This is a genomic window from Streptomyces sp. NPDC001492 (assembly GCF_053597275.1).
In genome coordinates, this window is sequence record NZ_JBSFHW010000036.1 from 54,628 (window position 1) to 70,061 (window position 15,434).

A 15,434-nucleotide genomic window follows, 5' to 3' on the forward strand; every position below is an offset into this window, starting at 1 on the left:
GGCCGAAAGATGTACGACCCCACAGTCGCCCGGCTCACCTACCGGGCCCTGCTCGGCCGTCGCCGGGCCCTCATCCTGGGCGCACTGCCCCTGCTGCTGATCGCGATCTCCGTCGTCGTGCGCGGCCTCGCCGGCGCCGACGACCAGACGGCCTCCGACCTGCTGGGCGGCCTTGCGCTCGCCACGATGGTGCCGCTCATCGGCGTCATCGCCGGCACGGGCGCGATCGGACCGGAGATCGACGACGGCTCGGTGGTGTACCTGCTGTCCAAGCCGCTGAAGCGGTCGACGATCATCTTCACCAAGCTGATCGTGGCGATCGCGGTGACGATGGTGTTCTCCGCGCTGCCCACCCTCATCGCGGGCTTCATCCTCAATGGCAACGGGCAGCAGATCGCCGTCGCCTACACGGTCGCCGCGCTGGTCTCCTCCATCGCCTACGCGGCGCTGTTCCTGCTGCTGGGCACGGTCTCCCGGCACGCGGTGGTCTTCGGACTCGTGTACGCGCTCGTCTGGGAGGCCCTGTTCGGCTCCCTGGTGCCCGGTGCGCGCACGCTGAGCGTCCAGCAGTGGTCGCTGGCCGTCGCCCACAAGGTCGCCGGCGGCGACCTGGTCACCTCGGACGTCGGCCTGACGACGGCCACGGTCTTCCTGGTCGCGGTGACCGTCCTGGCCACCTGGTTCGCGGGGCAGAAGCTGCGCACGCTGACGCTCGCCGGTGAGGAGTGACAAGTCCTGACCTTGACGGGGACTTCACCTGTGTCCGGGCAGACTGGGCACATGGGGATGTACGACTGAGGCACTGGGCGAGGTACGACTGAGAGGAACGGGAATGGCGGACGACTGGGACGAACTGGTCCTGGACGAGGACTTCATACGGGGCGCCGAGACCTCCGAGCCGTCTGCCCGTGCCCGCATGCTCGCCGCACGCTGGCGCAACGAGGAGCCGGAGCCGCAGCCCTGGCGCTCCGAGGAGCCGCCGGCGGGCTGGTTCTTCAGCAAGGGGCGGCGCCGCAAGTGGCGGCGGCGCTGATCCCCGCACGGCCGTTGTCCGGTCGTTTTATTCGGTGGCGTCCAACTCGTCCGACAGGCACAGTGGTTGTGTCCACACCGCCGGACGCCCGCACTTTCGGATGCTGCGCCGGCGCCACGTTCTGGGAGAGGAGCCGGGCGATGTCCATGCACGACAGTACGTCCAGCTCCCGACAGGGCAGCCCGCGGCGGGTTCCGGTGTAGTTACCCACCGTCGAACCCGCTCCGCACGGGGAGCTGCCCGGGGCGGCCGCTTCGAGCACGCGATGTCGCTCTCGCGTGGGCCGCCCACCCGGAGGATTGGCCGAGTGGTAAGGCACTGGCTTGCGCTGTGTTCAATTCACAGCGAGTCATGGTCGGGCCCAAAAAGCCCGCGCACGTTCGATCCGTGCATCCTCCGCAAGAAGCCGAAGAACTAGCCCAGCAACCGCTCCAGCACCACCGCGATCCCGTCCTCGTCATGGGAAGACGTCACCTCGTCCGCCACCGCCTTCAGCTCCTCGTGAGCGTTGGCCATGGCCACTCCGTAGGACGCCCAGGCGAACATCGGGATGTCGTTGGGCATGTCGCCGAAGGCGATCGTCTCCGCCGCCTTGATGCCCAGGCGGCGCGCCGCCAGCGACAGGCCCGTGGCCTTGGACAGACCCAGGGGCAGCAGCTCCACGATGCCCTCGCCGGCCATCGCGACCGTGACGAAGCCGCCCGCGGCCTCGCGCGCGGCCGCCGCGAGCTCGTCGTCGGACAGCTCGGGGTGCTGTATGTAGATCTTGTTCAGCGGGGCCGACCAGAGGTCGGACGCATCCGTGAACGGCGTCACGGGAAGCTCACCGGTGAGCGCGTACCCCGGCCCCACCAGCACGTCGCCGTCCAGGCCGTCGCGGCTCGCCGCCAGGTGCAGCGGGCCGACCTCCGCCTCGATCTTGGCCAGGGCCACACCCGCCAGCTGCCGGTCCAGGGTCACCGACGTCAGCAGGCGGTGCTCCCCGGCGTCGTACACCTGCGCGCCCTGGCCGCAGACCGCGAGGCCCTGGTAGCCGAGGTCGTCGAGGATGTGCCGGGTCCAGGGGACCGCGCGGCCGGTGACGACGATGTGAGCGGCGCCCGCCCCGGTGGCCGAGGCGAGCGCGTCACGGGTGCGCCGCGAGACCGAGTCGTCGGAGCGCAGGAGCGTTCCGTCGAGGTCGGTGGCGACGAGTCTGTACGGGAACCGCGGGGCTGCGGACGCGTCGGTCACTTGGCGACCGGCTCCAGGACCTCCCGGCCGCCCAGGAACGGGCGCAGCACCGGCGGCACATACACCGAGCCGTCGGCCTGCTGGTGGTTCTCCAGGATCGCCACGATCGTGCGGGGTACGGCGCACAGCGTGCCGTTGAGCGTCGCGAGCGGCTTGACCTGCTTGCCGTCACGGACGCGGATCGACAGGCGGCGGGACTGGAACTCGGTGCAGTCCGAGGTCGACGTCAGCTCGCGGTACTTGCCCTGCGTCGGGATCCACGCCTCGCAGTCGAACTTGCGGGCCGCCGAGGAGCCCAGATCGGCCGAGGCGACGTCGATGACGCGGAACGGCAGCTCCAGCGAGGTCAGCCACTGCTTCTCCCACTGCAGCAGACGCTGGTGCTCGGCCTCCGAGTCCTCCGGGGCGACGTACGAGAACATCTCGACCTTGTCGAACTGGTGGACGCGGAAGATGCCCCGGGTGTCCTTGCCGTGCGAGCCGGCCTCACGGCGGAAGCAGGGCGAGAAGCCCGCGTACCGCAGGGGCAGCCGGTCGGCGTCGATGATCTCGTCCATGTGGTACGCGGCGAGGGGAACCTCGGAGGTGCCGACCAGGTAGAGGTCGTCCTTGTCGAGGTGGTAGACGTCCTGGGCCGCCTGGCCGAGGAAGCCCGTGCCCGCCATCGACTGGGGACGGACCAGGGCGGGCGTCAGCATCGGCGTGAAGCCGGCCGCGGTGGCCTGGGCGATCGCCGCGTTGACGAGTGCGAGCTCGAGCAGGGCGCCGACACCCGTCAGGAAGTAGAAGCGCGAGCCGGAGACCTTCGCGCCGCGCTCCACGTCGATCGCGCCGAGGAGCGTGCCGAGCTCGAGGTGGTCCTTGGGCTCGAAGCCCTCGGCGCCGAAGTCGCGGATCGTGCCGTGCGTCTCGAGGGTGACGAAGTCCTCCTCGCCGCCGACGGGCACGTCGGGGTGGACGAGGTTGCCGAGCTGGAGGAGCAGCTCCTGCGTCTCGGTGTCGGCGGCGTCGCGCTCGGCGTCGGCGGCCTTGACGTCGGCGGCGAGCTGGCTCGCCTTCTTCAGCAGCTCCGCCTTCTCGTCCGCGGAGGCCTTGGGGATGAGCTTGCCGAGCTGCTTCTGCTCGGCACGGAGCTCGTCGAAGCGGACGCCGGACGACCTGCGCCGCTCGTCGGCAGACAGGAGAGCGTCGACGAGCGCGACGTCCTCTCCACGGGCGCGCTGGGACGCGCGCACACGGTCGGGGTCCTCACGGAGCAGGCGAAGGTCAATCACGCGGTCAAGGCTACCGGTGCCGGGATACGGCCCACGACTCACCATTCCCAACAGTCGCCAATTGCGGCTTACCTTCCGTTATGAGGGAATTGCCCACAGTGTCAACAAAAGGCGTCTCACTCCCTGGACGAGGCAGGCTGCAGGCGCCCGGTTGACCCGATTCCCTTGTGGGGAGCGGGACTTGGGGTTTGGTTGTCCACAGCGATCCACATCCCCCCGAGGAGTTATCCACAGGCTGTGTGAGGGGTCTGTGGATTTCGGAATTGATCACTCCGAAACCGGTGGGTCACGCCGAGGAATCATGCCCCAGACCCCGATTTACCACCACTTTCGAGTGGAAAGGGGTCGCTCCAAAGGATTACCTAAAGGAAACAGGTGGACGAACGGTGACATGCGATCCGATGGACACGAGAGGAGCCCGCAGGCAGATTTGTCGACAGAGTCATGCTTCGGTGTCGACTTGTCCCCAGGTCGAGAAGCCAGCCTGTGGATAACTTCTGTGGACAACGAAAATCTGCAGGTAGGACCGGCCCGACGGACCGGCTAGAAGCGGCCGTCCTGGCAGCGCGCCACCCAGTCCGACGCTGCGAGGAACTCCTCGTCCGACGTCCCCTGGCGCGGTGCGCGCACGTCCTCGACGCCGATGTCGGCGCGCGGGTACGAGCCGAGGAAGCGCACTTCCAGGCAGATCCGCTTGAGCCCCATCAGGGCCTCGGCGACCCGGCGGTCGGAGATGTGGCCCTCGGCGTCGATGCAGAAGCAGTAGTTGCCGATGCCGGCACCGGTGGGCCGGGACTGCAGCAGCATCAGGTTGATGCCGCGGGTGGCGAACTCGCCCAGCAGGTCGCGCAGGCCGCCGGGGTGGTCGTCGCGCTGCCACAGCACGACGGACGTCTTGTCCGCGCCGGTGGGTGCGGCGGGCCGGGCGGGCCGTCCGACCAGCACGAACCGGGTCTGCGCGTTCTCGGCGTCGTGGATCCCGGTCTCCAGGGCCTCCAGGCCGTACCGGGCGGCCGCGAACTCGCCCGCGAAGGCGGCGTCGTACTGGCCCTCCTGGACGAGGCGGGCGGCGTCCGCGTTCGAGGCGGCGGACTCCCAGTGGGCGTCCGGGAGGTTGCTCTTGAGCCAGTTGCGCACCTGCGGCTGGGCGGCCGGGTGGGCGGAGACCGTCTTGATGTCGGAGAGCTTCGTGCCCGGCCTGACCAGCAGCGCGAAGGTGATCGACAGCAGCACCTCGCGGTAGATCATCAGCGGGGCGCCCGCGACGAGTTCGTCGAGGGTGGTCGTGATGCCGCCCTCGACGGAGTTCTCGATCGGCACGAAGGCGGCCTCGGCCTCGCCGACGCGGACCGCGTCGAGCGCGGACTGGACGGACACATACGGGATCAGTTCCCGGGTGGCCGCCTCGGGGAGGGTGCGCAGGGCGACTTCGGTGAAGGTGCCCTCGGGGCCGAGATACGCGTAGCTCGCTGGCATGACCTCACCCTAATGGGCCCTACGCAGACACGGCTCATCCCTCCAGCAGCCGCTGCCCCACATACTCGCCCTGTGCCGCCCCGCCCGGCACGGCGAACAGGCCGCTCGCCTCGTGGCGGATGTACTTCGACAGGGCGTCGCCGCGGTCCAGCTTGCGCTGGATGGTGACGAAGCCGCGCAGGGGGTCGGCCTGCCAGCAGACGAAGAGGAGCCCGGCGTCGGGGACGCCGTTCGCGTCGAACCCGTCGTGGTACGAGAACGGACGGCGCAGGATGGCGGCACCGCCGTTCTGGTCGGGGCGGGAGATGCGGGCGTGGGCGTTGCCGGGGACGACGTAGTTGCCCTGCGCGTCGGTCTTCTCCAGGTCCATCGCGGTCGTCTCGGTGCCCCCGGACAGGGGGGCTCCGTCGGACTTGCGGCGCCCGATGACGTCCTCCTGGGCCTTGAGGGAGAGCTTCTCCCAGTCGTCGAGGAGCATGCGGATGCGGCGTACGACGGCGTAGGAGCCGTTCGCCATCCAGGCGGGGTCGTTGGACCCCGAGGACGGCACGAAGATCCTCTTGTCGAAGTCGGACTCGGTGGGCTTGGGATTGCGGGTGCCGTCCAGCTGGCCCATGAGGTTGCGGGCCGTCATGGGGTGGGCGGTGGCGCCCGGAGTGCGGTTGAAGCCGTTCATCTGCCAGCGGATGCGGGCCGCGCTGCCCGCGTCCTTCTGGATCGCCCGCAGGGCGTGGAAGGCCACCAGGGCGTCGTCGGCACCGATCTGCACCCACAGATCGCCGTCGCTGCGGGCCTTGTCGAGGTGGTCGGAGGAGAAGTCGGGCAGGGGGTCGAGGGAGACCGGGCGCTGCTTCTCCAGGCCGGTGCGGGAGAAGAAGCTGTGCCCGAAGCCGAAGGTGATCGTCAGGGAGGACGGGCCCGCGTCCCGCGCGACATCCGTGTCGTCGCTCGCTGCCGCCTCGCCCGCCATCAGCCGCTCGGCCGTCGCCGACCAGCGGCGCAGCAGCGCGGCAGCCTCCTTGCGGCCCGCGCCTGCCGTCAGGTCGAAGGCGACGAGGTGGCCGCGGGCCTGGAGGCCCTCGGTGATGCCGGGCTGGTGTTTCACGTGAAACATCACCCGATTGGAGCCGATTGAGCTGAGCGGGGTGGCCTCGGAGGGTACGGCGGCGTACCCCACGGCTGCGCCGGTCGCGCCGAGCACGAGCCCGGTGGCGCCGGCGGTGCCGAGCAGCTTCCGTCGCGAAATGCCGTCCCTGGAGCGCGCATTCCCGGAAACGTTCTTCTCCGGAGCCGCTTCGTGAGCTGCGTCGGGAGTGCGGGCCTCCCGGATGGACTTGTCAGCCATGGTGCGATTCAGCCGATCTGCGCGTTCTTGGAGACGGTCACCTGGTCGATGTCGGAGGTGCGCACGGTCACGGCGACCTTCCAGTCGCCGGCCATGGGGATCTGCACCCCGTTCGTCGCCCAGTGTCCGGTGGCGATGTGGTCGGGGCTGACGGGCAGCGGCCCGATCTTCTTGGTCTCCAGGGTGAAGGCGACCTTCACCTCGGGGATGTCGAAGGCGCGCCCGTTGGGCCGCTGTACGTAGACGTGCATGTCGTTGCCGCCCACGCGTGCGGGGTCGAGGTCCACGGACACGATGCCCTTGCCGTCCGTGCCGCCCGTGTCGAACGGCATGGTCAGGGTCAGCGCGCCGGACGACGAGTCCGCCGTCGACGAGGAGGAGGACGCCGAGGTGGCGGCCTTGGCCTCCAGTTCCGTGCGTCCGGGCTCGGTCTGGGTCAGCACGGTGGTGACGGCGAGCAGGACCACGGCGACGCCCGCCTCGGCGAGTACGGAACGCCGTAGGCCGAAGCGGTCGGGGTCGGCGTCGCGCTGCCGCTTCTGCCGTGCGGTGGCGATGGCGGCCTTCTGGCGGGCGAGTTGGGCGGCGCGCTCGGAGTGGGCGGGGGCTTCGGAGTCACCGGAGGTCCGGGCCTCGTCAGCTTCGGACGCGCCGGGCTCCTCGGACTCCTCGGATCCGGTGGCGGACGTGGCGCCGCCGTCGGCCGCGGAGCCGCGGGCGGCCCTCGGTCCTTCGCCGGCCGAGGAGTCGGCGGACGCCGTCGCCGTCCTGGCCGGGCCGGTACCCGACCGGGCGGCGGCCGGCTCCTTCACCTCCAGGACGTCGTTCTCCGAGGGGTCCTGCTCCACCGCTTCCTCGTGCGGCCGCACGACGGCGGTGTCCGCCAGCCGTGCCGTCCACCGTCGGGAGATCCATGCGATCCCGACGAGCAGCGCCACGAGCCCGATCTTGACGAGCAGCAGCCGGCCGTACGCCGTGTCGGTGAACGCCGACCAGGAGCCGAGCTGGCGCCAGGACTGGTAGATGCCGGTCGCGACGAGCGCGAGGACGCTGCCGAAGGCGACCCGGGAGAAGCGGTGCACCGCCGCGGCCTCGATCGGGGTGTCCGACCGGTACAGCGCCACGAGGAGCGCGCACAGGCCGCCGAGCCAGCCGGCCACGGCCAGCAGATGGACGACGTCGACGGGCATCGCGACGCCCGGCTGGAGCCCGGTGGAGGCGTGCTCCGCCATCGCCCAGCTCGCCGCGAGCCCGGCGGCCACCACGGTTCCGCCGATCGCGAGTCCGAACGTCAGGTCCCGCTTCTCCTCGTTGTCGCGCTTGTCATAGGCGCCGAAGAGCACCGCGATGAACAGGGCCGCCGCGGCGAGCAGCAGCAGCCGGGAGATCAGTGCCGCGCCCGACTTGGTCTGCAGCACCTGCCCGAGCAGGCTCAGGTCGAAGACGGCGCCGACCTTGCCGGAGCTGGTGTAGGAGCCGCGCAGGAGCAGCAGCAGGAGCGTGGCCGAGGTGAGGGCGAGCCACCCGGAGACCACGAGCCGCTGCAGTGCCCGGACGCCGGAGCCGCGCCGCCAGCAGGCGAGCACGAAGGCGGCGCCGCCGACCAGAACGATGAAACCGGCATACGACACATACCGTCCGAAGCCGTACAGCCAGCCGACGATCCCGCCGCCCACCGTCCGGTCGGTGACCGAGACGGTGGTCGTGGAGGGGGCGCCGATGGAGAAGGTGAAGGCGCCGGCGACGGGGTGGCTGTCCGCGGACACGACCTGCCAGGACACCGTGTAGGTGCCGTCCGGCAGCCCGCTGTGCAGCGGCACGGCGTACGACGTGCCGCTCACGTTGGACGGTCTGCCGGTGTCGACGCGCTTGCCCTTGGGGTCGAGGACGCGCAGCGAGTCGTCGGAGGTGGCGACCTTCTCGGAGAAGGTGAGCGTGACCTGGCTGGGTGCCTTGTCGACCACCACCCCCTGGGCGGGGTCGCTGCCGGTCAGCGCGGCGTGCGCGGAGGCCGTCCCGGCACCGGCGAGGAGCATGCCGAGGACGGCCAGGAACAGCAGCGCCAGAGTCCGCACGCGGCGGGGGGTGATGGTCCGGGTCACGGTGGTCCCTCCCTCAGTGGCCGGTCGCGGGGTTGTATGTGGCCGACTTGACCGGCATCTCAACCTTGATCGGGCCGGACTTGGCGAAGTGCAGTTCGAGGGTGACCTTCTCGCCCTGCTTCGGCTTGCGCTTCAGGTTCTCGAACATCAGGTGATTGCCGCCGCTCTTGAACACGAGTTGACCGTGTGCGGGGACATCCAGGGACTTAACCTCCTCCATGGACTGCCCGACCGTCTCGTGGACGGTCACGCTGCCCGCGGCGTCGCTGGTGACGGAGGTCAGTTCGTCCTTGGTGCCGCCCTTGTTGGCGATGGTGAGGAAGCCCGCGGCCATGTCGGAGACGGGCTGGGGCATGTAGGAGGAGCTGACGGACAGGTCGGCCTTCGTGTCGCCCGAGCCGCCGCAGCCCGCCAGAGCCAGTGCTCCCGCCAGTACCGCGGCGGGGGCGACGAGGTGCCTCACGGGTTCTCCCCCTTGATGATCTTGGGGAGGTCCTTGGCGTAGTCGTCGACCTGGGCGTCCTCGCCGTAGAGGACGTAGCCGCCGTCGGTCTTCGGCGAGAACGCGATGACCTGGGTGCCGTGCACCGAGACGGTCTTGCCGGTCTTCTTGTCCTTGTGGGTCGGCTCGATGGAGATGCCGAGGGTGCGGGCGCCGGCCTGGATCGTGGCGAAGTCGCCGGTCAGACCCACGAACTGGGGGTCGATGCCCTTGAGCCACTTGCCGAGTTCGGCCGGGGTGTCACGCCGGGGGTCGGTGGTGACGAACACGACCCGCAGCTTGTCCTGTTCGGCCTTGGGCAGCTGCTTCTTGGCGACGGCGATGTTGCTCATCGTCAGCGGGCAGATGTCGGGGCAGTGGGTGTAGCCGAAGTAGATCAGCGTCGGCCGGCCCGCGGTCTCCTTGCGGAGGTCGTACTTGTCGCCCTTGGTGTCGGTGAGGACGAGGTCCGGCTTCTCGAACGGCTTGTCGAGAACGGTCGCGGCCTTCTGCGAGGTGTCCTCGGAGACCACGGCGACGGGCGAGTTGCTGTCGTCGCCGCTGCCGCAGGCGGAGAGGGTCAGGGTGGCGGCGGCGAGCAGCGCGGCCGCGACGAACGTCTTCTTGCGCATAGAAAAATGTCCCAGATGTGAGAGCTCCGGTGTGCACCGGGGGGTTGATGACCCCCCGGTGCACAACACGGAAGAACGGGCCTCAGGCGTCGCTGCGACGACGTCCGGCGAGCACGCCGTACGCCACGCCCAGCGCGCCGACGACGATGCCCACGACAGCGAGCACGCGCGCGGTGGTGTCGGTGCCGTCGGAGGCGACGGAGGTGTCGGCGGCGGTGTTCTCGGCGGTCTTGGACTCGTCGGAGGCGTCTTTGGCGGTCGAGCCGTGCGCGTGGCCGTCCTCGGAGGCGGCGGTCAGGGCGAGTACGGGGGCCGGGTTCTCGGGCTCCTGCGCGCCGTCCTTCTGCACCTCGATCCAGCGCACGACCTCGTTGTCGGAGTACGTCTGGAGGGCCTTGAAGGTCAGTTCCTCGGCGTCCTCGGGCAGGGCGCCGACGGAGACCGGGAACTTCTCGAAGTAGCCGGGTCCGATGCCCTTGCCGTCGGCGGTCCAGGTGATCTTGGAGACGGCCTCGCTGATCTTCTTGCCGTGCACCTCGAGCGGCTTGGCCAGCTTGGACTTGGTGACCTTGATGGTCCAGCCGTCCATCGGCTCCGGCAGGGCGGAGGCGAGCGGGTGGTCGGTCGGGAAGGTCACCTCCAGCTTGGTGGTCGAGGCGTCGTCGCGCTCGTTGGGGACCTTGAAGTCGACGACCGCGTAACCACCCTTGGCGGCGGTGCCTTCGGGCTGCACGCTGACGTGCGCGAACGCGGGCGCGGACAGGACGACGACGGCACAGGCGGCGAGGGCGCCGGTGGCCGCGAGACGGGAAGCCTTCATGAACGGATGCACTCCACTTCGGGTTTCGAGTGAGTTCCGGTGGTCGGAGGAGCGCGTGCGCACGGATGTCGGAACGTGCGGGCACGCGCGTGTGCCGCACGACGGCGGCCCCGACCCCACGGCTGTGGAGTGGCGGTCGCGTCGCGTCAGGCGGCGAGGGCGAGGGCGGCGGCCGGCGGGCCGCGCCTGATCACCGTGTGCTGGAGTGCGGTGGTGCGGGGCTTCGGAGGCGCGAGCAGCGCGGTGCGCGGCGGTCGCGGGCCCGCCTCGGGCGCGGCCGGGAGCCCGGCGCGCAGGGCGCGCACCAGCGCGAGCGCCGCGCGCAGGGACCGTACGAACGCGCCCTCGGCCATGGAGTGGGCCGAGAGTTCCATGAGCCGCAGCAGGGCCAGGTCACCGCGGCGCAGCAGCCAGCCGGCGGCGATCGCGGCGAGGATATGGCCGAGCAGCATCGGCAGGGACGGCAGCAGCGAGGCCGGGGAACCGGCGGCGGACAGGGCGTCCGCCCGATGGTGCATGGAGCTCATGTCCATGCTCATGGCGGTGTCCGGGGAGATCCGGGCGTCGGCGAGGAGCCTGCGGGCGTGGGCGGGGCTGATCGCCGCGGCCGTGGTCCCGCACACGAGCCGCGCCGCCCGCTCCACCAGTGAGGCGTCGGACGTCGGCGTCATGGAGGACATCGACATCGCGCCCGAGGAGACCGTCTGCTGCCCGAGCCCGAACAGCGTGTGCAGCACGGTCTGTCCGGCCGCGAGCAGTGCCGTGATCCCGGTCAGCGAGCGCACCCGTCCGGCGAGTGGTGCCGCGACCAGGACGGCCCCCAGGAACCCGGCGCCCAGCGTCCACAGTGGAACCGTGGCGCAGGAGGCGAGGGTGTGACCGCCCGCGGCCAGCACGACGCAGACCGCGGCGAACACCGCGGCCCGCAGCATCCGGAGATCGTTTCCGGAGCGCACCGTGCGCTGGTGGGGGGCAGTCATGGCGGGCTCATCATCGCACTGGCCCCCTGAGCGCCCTACGGCAGGTCCGCAAGGTTCCGAACCGACCGGAAGGTCACTCTCTGGTACGACCGGCCCGCACATACACCGATTCCGTTGAGGACGCATCGCCCATATGGGCGGCATCACGTCAACTCAGTGCTTACGCACGGGTGCGCGCGGCAATAAGAAACGGTATGTCGAGCCGCGGCCTGGAGGCTGGAGCATGAGCATCTGGTGGTCTCTCCACTTGCGGCGTGAAGCTGCGAGCGTTCCGCTCGCCCGACGCCTGCTGCTCGGCACGATGGAGACGGCGGGCGTCGACCCCGACGTCTGCTACGACCTCTCCGTCGCGCTCACCGAGGCCTGTGCGAACGCCGTCGAGCACGGCGGGGACGCGGTGCACGGCGCCTCCTCGGAGGCGTACCGGGTCACCGCCTACCTCGACGGCGAGAAGTGCCGTATCGAAGTCACCGACTCCGGCCCGGGGTTCGCCTTCCCCGCGACTCCTCGTCCCGCGCGCCCCGACGCCGAGCACGGCCGGGGCCTCGGGCTGATCCGGGAACTGGCCGACCACGTCCACATCGGCCACAAGCCGGGGCGTGCGGGCACGGTGGTGAGCTTCGACAAGATCCTCAAGTGGCGGGACGACTCACCGCTGATGGCGGTGTGAGGGGCGGCCCTCGGCTTCCCCGGCATGCACAGCTGGTTCTCATCGCCGGCGATGGCGGTGGCCCCCCGCGGATCGGCGCCCCCACCGACACGGCAAGTCCCTCGGCCTCTTCCTGAGGTACGGCGATGAGCAGCCGCGAGGACGAGACGCCGGCGCAGGCCGCGGGGACCGAGCCGACCGGGCAGCTGGCCCTCACCCCCAAGCCGGGCCCGCCCGAGCGCGAGCTCGGCGCCCGTGCCCGGTGCCGGGATCACGGTTCCCCGCGCTGGTCGGCCGAGGCGCTGGCGCCCGGCCTCGCGGCGATGGCCGCCGCCCGCCGTATCGGCGAGCTCCCCACAGCCGGGCACGATCGGCCGCTGCACCTCGGTGGGCCTGGCCGGCGGTGGCCACAAGGGCGCCCCGTGGGCCCTCGGATTCCTCGTCGCGGCGGCCGCGCTCGGCCCGAGGTTCCCTCAGGCCCCCTCCAGCACCTTGCCCAGGATGTCCAGCGCCTCCGGATACGCACGCTCCCGAGGTGTCCCGTATCCGACGACGAGTCCCTGCGGCCGCCCCTCGCCGGGCGTGTGCCAGTGGTCTCCCAGGTGGCCGACGGCGAGACCCTCGGCTTCGGCCCGCTTCAGGGCCGCCTCCTCGTCGGCGACCTCCACGAGGGCGTGCAGTCCGGCGGCGATCCCGCGCACGTCGTGCTTTCCGCCGAGCCGGTCCAGGAGCTGGTCCCGGCGTCTGCGGTATCTGAGCCGGCACGCGCGCACGTGCCGGTCGTAGGCGTGGCTGTCGATGAGTTCGGCGAGCGCCAACTGGCCGATGGACTCGGTGTGGTGGTCGCTGTGCAGCTTGGCGTCGGCGACCGCGTCGACCAGGTGCGGCGGCAGCACCATCCAGCCGAGCCGCAGCGCGGGCCCGAGCGTCTTCGAGGCGGTGCCCAGGTAGACCACCCGGCCCGGCGCCATCCCCTGGAGCGCGCCCACGGGCTGCCGGTCGTAGCGGAACTCCCCGTCGTAGTCGTCCTCGACGATCAGCCCGCCACGCGCGCGTGCCCAGTCCGTGAGCGCCCGCCGGCGCTCGGGGTGCAGCGTCACACCGGTCGGGTACTGGTGCGCCGGCGTGACCACCACAGCCTTGAGGTCACCCAACTCCTTGGCGCACACGCCCCGTTCGTCCACCGGCACCGGCACCACCCGCCCCCCGTTGCGCCGCACCACCTCCCGGTGGAACGGCAGACCCGGGTCCTCCATGGCGATCTCGGCACCGTCCAGCACACGTGTGAGCAGCGCCAGCCCCTGCACATAGCCGGAGGTGATCACGATCCGCTCGGGCGGCGCGACGACCCCCCGGGCCCGCCCGAGATACCCCGACAGCGCGGTCCGCAGCTCGATACGGCCGCGCGGATCCCCGTAGTCGTACGCCAGCAGCGGCGCCGTCGCGATGGCCCGCCGCAGCGCCCGCAGCCAGGCCGCCGCCGGGAACGCCCCGACGTCCGGACTGCCGGGCCGCAGATCAAAACGCGGGGTACGCGCGCGTGCGGCCGCTTCCGGTGCATCCGCGTCCAGGGAGGGCAACGAGGCGACCTGCGTACCGGACCCCTGCCGGGCCGTCAGATACCCCTCGGCCACCAGCTGGTCGTAGGCGGCCTTGGCGGTCCCCCGCGAGACACCGAGCTCGGTGGCGAGCCGCCGGGTGGCGGGCAGCCGCGTCCCCGGCGCGAGCCGCCCGTCCCGCACGGCGTCCCGGAGCGCCCGCTCGAGCCCGACCCGCCGCCCGTCGCCGGAATCGGGCTCGAGATGCAGGTCGATTCCGACGCCGGACCAGAAGTCGTCCACGACGACGCTCCCCCCCAGGTTGGTGAATCCAGGCACGTCAATGGCCGGGCACCTCCCTGGTACCCGGCCATCCCTCTCGTATCAGCTCTTGAGCGCGGCCATCCAGGCCTCGACCTCGTCGGACCGGCGCGGCAGCCCGTCCGACAGGTTCCGGTTGCCGTCGGCCGTCACCAGGATGTCGTCCTCGATCCGGACGCCGATCCCCCGGTACTCCTCCGGCACGGTCAGGTCGTCGGCCTGGAAGTACAGACCGGGCTCGACCGTGAGCACCATCCCGGGCTCCAGCGTCCCGTCGACGTACGACTCCACACGCGCGGCAGCGCAGTCGTGCACGTCCATGCCGAGCATGTGCCCGGTGCCGTGCAGCGTCCACCGCCGCTGCAGCCCGAGCTCCAGCACCCGCTCCACGGGCCCCTCCACGAGCCCCCACTCGACGAGCCGCTCGGTGAGCACGCGCTGTGCGGCGTCGTGGAAGTCGCGGTACTTGCCGCCCGGCTGCACCGCCGCGATACCGGCCTCCTGGGCGTCGTACACGGCGTCGTAGATCTTCTTCTGGATCTCGGTGAACCGCCCGCTGATCGGCAGGGTGCGCGTGACGTCGGCCGTGTAGTACGTGTGCGTCTCGACGCCCGCGTCCAGCAGCAGCAGGTCGCCCGAGCGCACCGGCCCGTCGTTGCGCACCCAGTGCAGCGTGCAGGCGTGCGGCCCGGCGGCGGCGATCGTGCCGTAGCCGACGTCGTTGCCCTCGACGCGCGCGCGGAGGAAGAACGTGCCCTCGATGTACCGCTCGGAGGTCGCCTCGGCCTTGTCCAGAACGCGTACGACGTCCTCGAAGCCGCGGACCGTCGAGTCGACCGCCTTCTGCAGCTCGCCGATCTCGAACTCGTCCTTGACCAGCCGCGCCTCGGAGAGGAAGACCCGCAGCTCCTCGTCGCGCTCGGCGGTGACCTTGTCGGTCAGCGCGGCCTCGATCCCGGCGTCGTACCCGCGCACGACCCGCACCGGGCCGGTGGCCTCGCGCAGCGCGTCGGCCAGTTCACGCACGTCGGAGGCGGGGATGCCGTACAGCTTCGCCGCCTCGGTGAGGGAGTGCCGGCGGCCGACCCACAGCTCGCCCTGGCCGGAGAGCCAGAACTCGCCGTTCTCCCGGTCGGAGCGCGGCAGGAGGTAGATCGTCTCCTGGTGACCGTCCGCGGTCGGCTCCAGGACCAGCACGCCGTCCTCGGTCTGGTTGCCGGTGAGGTACGCGTACTCGACGGACGCCCGGAAGGCGTACTCCGTGTCGTTCGAGCGGGTCTTCAGGTTGCCCGCGGGGATCACCAGACGCTCGCCCGGGAAACGCGCCGACAGCGCGGCGCGCCGCGCGGCGGTCTCGGCGGCCTGGGCGATCGGCTCCAGGTCACGCAGCTCCGTGTCGGCCCAGCCGGACTTCATGTTCTCGGCCAGCTCGTCGGACACGCCCGGGTACAGGCCGTTCTTCCGCTGCTTGATCGGCTCTTCGGACTCAGCTTCCGGGGTCGCCGGCGTGAGCTCGTCTGCCACGGTCATCCTCCTCGATACGGCACTGG

14 protein-coding genes and 1 tRNA gene are annotated in these 15,434 nt (G+C 71.0%); 4 read left to right on the top strand and 11 right to left on the bottom strand.

Annotated features, from left to right (window positions below):
- The first annotated feature begins 9 nt into the window (after positions 1 to 9).
- The 3 genes from ACWC1K_RS35715 (at position 10) to ACWC1K_RS35725 (ending at position 1,432) form a co-directional block, all read left to right on the top strand.
- Positions 10 to 729: an ABC transporter permease subunit gene (locus ACWC1K_RS35715; protein ID WP_450837077.1), complete on the top strand. Its 720-nt coding sequence runs from the start codon at positions 10 to 12 to the stop codon at positions 727 to 729.
- 103 nt (positions 730 to 832) lie between these two features.
- Positions 833 to 1,033, top strand: a complete 201-nt coding sequence (locus tag ACWC1K_RS35720; RefSeq protein ID WP_450837078.1) for an SGM_3592 family protein — start codon at positions 833 to 835, stop codon at positions 1,031 to 1,033.
- Positions 1,034 to 1,326: 293 nt separating this feature from the next.
- Positions 1,327 to 1,432: transfer RNA gene (locus ACWC1K_RS35725), tRNA-OTHER, on the top strand.
- A 15-nt stretch (positions 1,433 to 1,447) separates the two neighbouring features.
- On the opposite strand, the gene ACWC1K_RS35730 is transcribed toward ACWC1K_RS35725, so the two are convergent.
- From ACWC1K_RS35730 to ACWC1K_RS35770, 9 genes are all read right to left on the bottom strand, one after another.
- Positions 1,448 to 2,266: an HAD family hydrolase gene (locus tag ACWC1K_RS35730; protein WP_450837079.1), complete on the bottom strand. Its 819-nt coding sequence runs from the start codon at positions 2,264 to 2,266 to the stop codon at positions 1,448 to 1,450.
- Positions 2,263 to 3,540 (bottom strand): serine--tRNA ligase, encoded by a 1,278-nt coding sequence (gene serS, locus ACWC1K_RS35735; protein WP_450837080.1) that lies wholly within the window; start codon positions 3,538 to 3,540, stop codon positions 2,263 to 2,265. Before serS ends, ACWC1K_RS35730 begins: the two co-directional genes overlap by 4 nt.
- 543 nt (positions 3,541 to 4,083) lie before the next feature.
- Positions 4,084 to 5,016, bottom strand: a complete 933-nt coding sequence (pheA, locus tag ACWC1K_RS35740) for a prephenate dehydratase (RefSeq protein ID WP_450837081.1) — start codon at positions 5,014 to 5,016, stop codon at positions 4,084 to 4,086.
- A gap of 34 nt (positions 5,017 to 5,050) precedes the next feature.
- Positions 5,051 to 6,361 (bottom strand): iron uptake transporter deferrochelatase/peroxidase subunit, encoded by a 1,311-nt coding sequence (gene efeB, locus ACWC1K_RS35745; RefSeq protein WP_450837082.1) that lies wholly within the window; start codon positions 6,359 to 6,361, stop codon positions 5,051 to 5,053.
- Between the two features lie 8 nt (positions 6,362 to 6,369).
- Positions 6,370 to 8,463 (bottom strand): copper resistance protein CopC, encoded by a 2,094-nt coding sequence (locus tag ACWC1K_RS35750; protein WP_450837083.1) that lies wholly within the window; start codon positions 8,461 to 8,463, stop codon positions 6,370 to 6,372.
- Between the two features lie 13 nt (positions 8,464 to 8,476).
- The gene (locus ACWC1K_RS35755; protein WP_351472906.1) at positions 8,477 to 8,926 is read right to left on the bottom strand and encodes a copper chaperone PCu(A)C; all 450 of its coding nucleotides are present in this window, start codon (positions 8,924 to 8,926) and stop codon (positions 8,477 to 8,479) included.
- A complete protein-coding gene (locus tag ACWC1K_RS35760) occupies positions 8,923 to 9,576 on the bottom strand; it encodes an SCO family protein (RefSeq protein ID WP_450837084.1) in 654 nt (217 codons plus the stop codon). Before ACWC1K_RS35760 ends, ACWC1K_RS35755 begins: the two co-directional genes overlap by 4 nt.
- An 82-nt stretch (positions 9,577 to 9,658) precedes the next feature.
- A complete protein-coding gene (locus ACWC1K_RS35765) occupies positions 9,659 to 10,396 on the bottom strand; it encodes a YcnI family copper-binding membrane protein (RefSeq protein ID WP_450837085.1) in 738 nt (245 codons plus the stop codon).
- A gap of 146 nt (positions 10,397 to 10,542) precedes the next feature.
- Positions 10,543 to 11,376, bottom strand: a complete 834-nt coding sequence (locus tag ACWC1K_RS35770; protein ID WP_450837086.1) for a hypothetical protein — start codon at positions 11,374 to 11,376, stop codon at positions 10,543 to 10,545.
- 223 nt (positions 11,377 to 11,599) lie between these two features.
- Between ACWC1K_RS35770 and ACWC1K_RS35775 the strand changes: the two genes are divergently transcribed.
- Positions 11,600 to 12,046 (top strand): ATP-binding protein, encoded by a 447-nt coding sequence (locus tag ACWC1K_RS35775; protein ID WP_450837087.1) that lies wholly within the window; start codon positions 11,600 to 11,602, stop codon positions 12,044 to 12,046.
- A gap of 452 nt (positions 12,047 to 12,498) precedes the next feature.
- On the opposite strand, the gene pdxR is transcribed toward ACWC1K_RS35775, so the two are convergent.
- Positions 12,499 to 13,866, bottom strand: coding sequence for a MocR-like pyridoxine biosynthesis transcription factor PdxR (gene pdxR / locus ACWC1K_RS35780; protein WP_450837130.1), 1,368 nt, complete (start codon positions 13,864 to 13,866; stop codon positions 12,499 to 12,501).
- An 81-nt stretch (positions 13,867 to 13,947) separates the two neighbouring features.
- Entirely contained in the window at positions 13,948 to 15,414 is a 1,467-nt protein-coding gene (locus tag ACWC1K_RS35785) for an aminopeptidase P family protein (RefSeq protein WP_450837088.1), read from the bottom strand.
- Between the last annotated feature and the right edge of the window lie 20 nt (positions 15,415 to 15,434).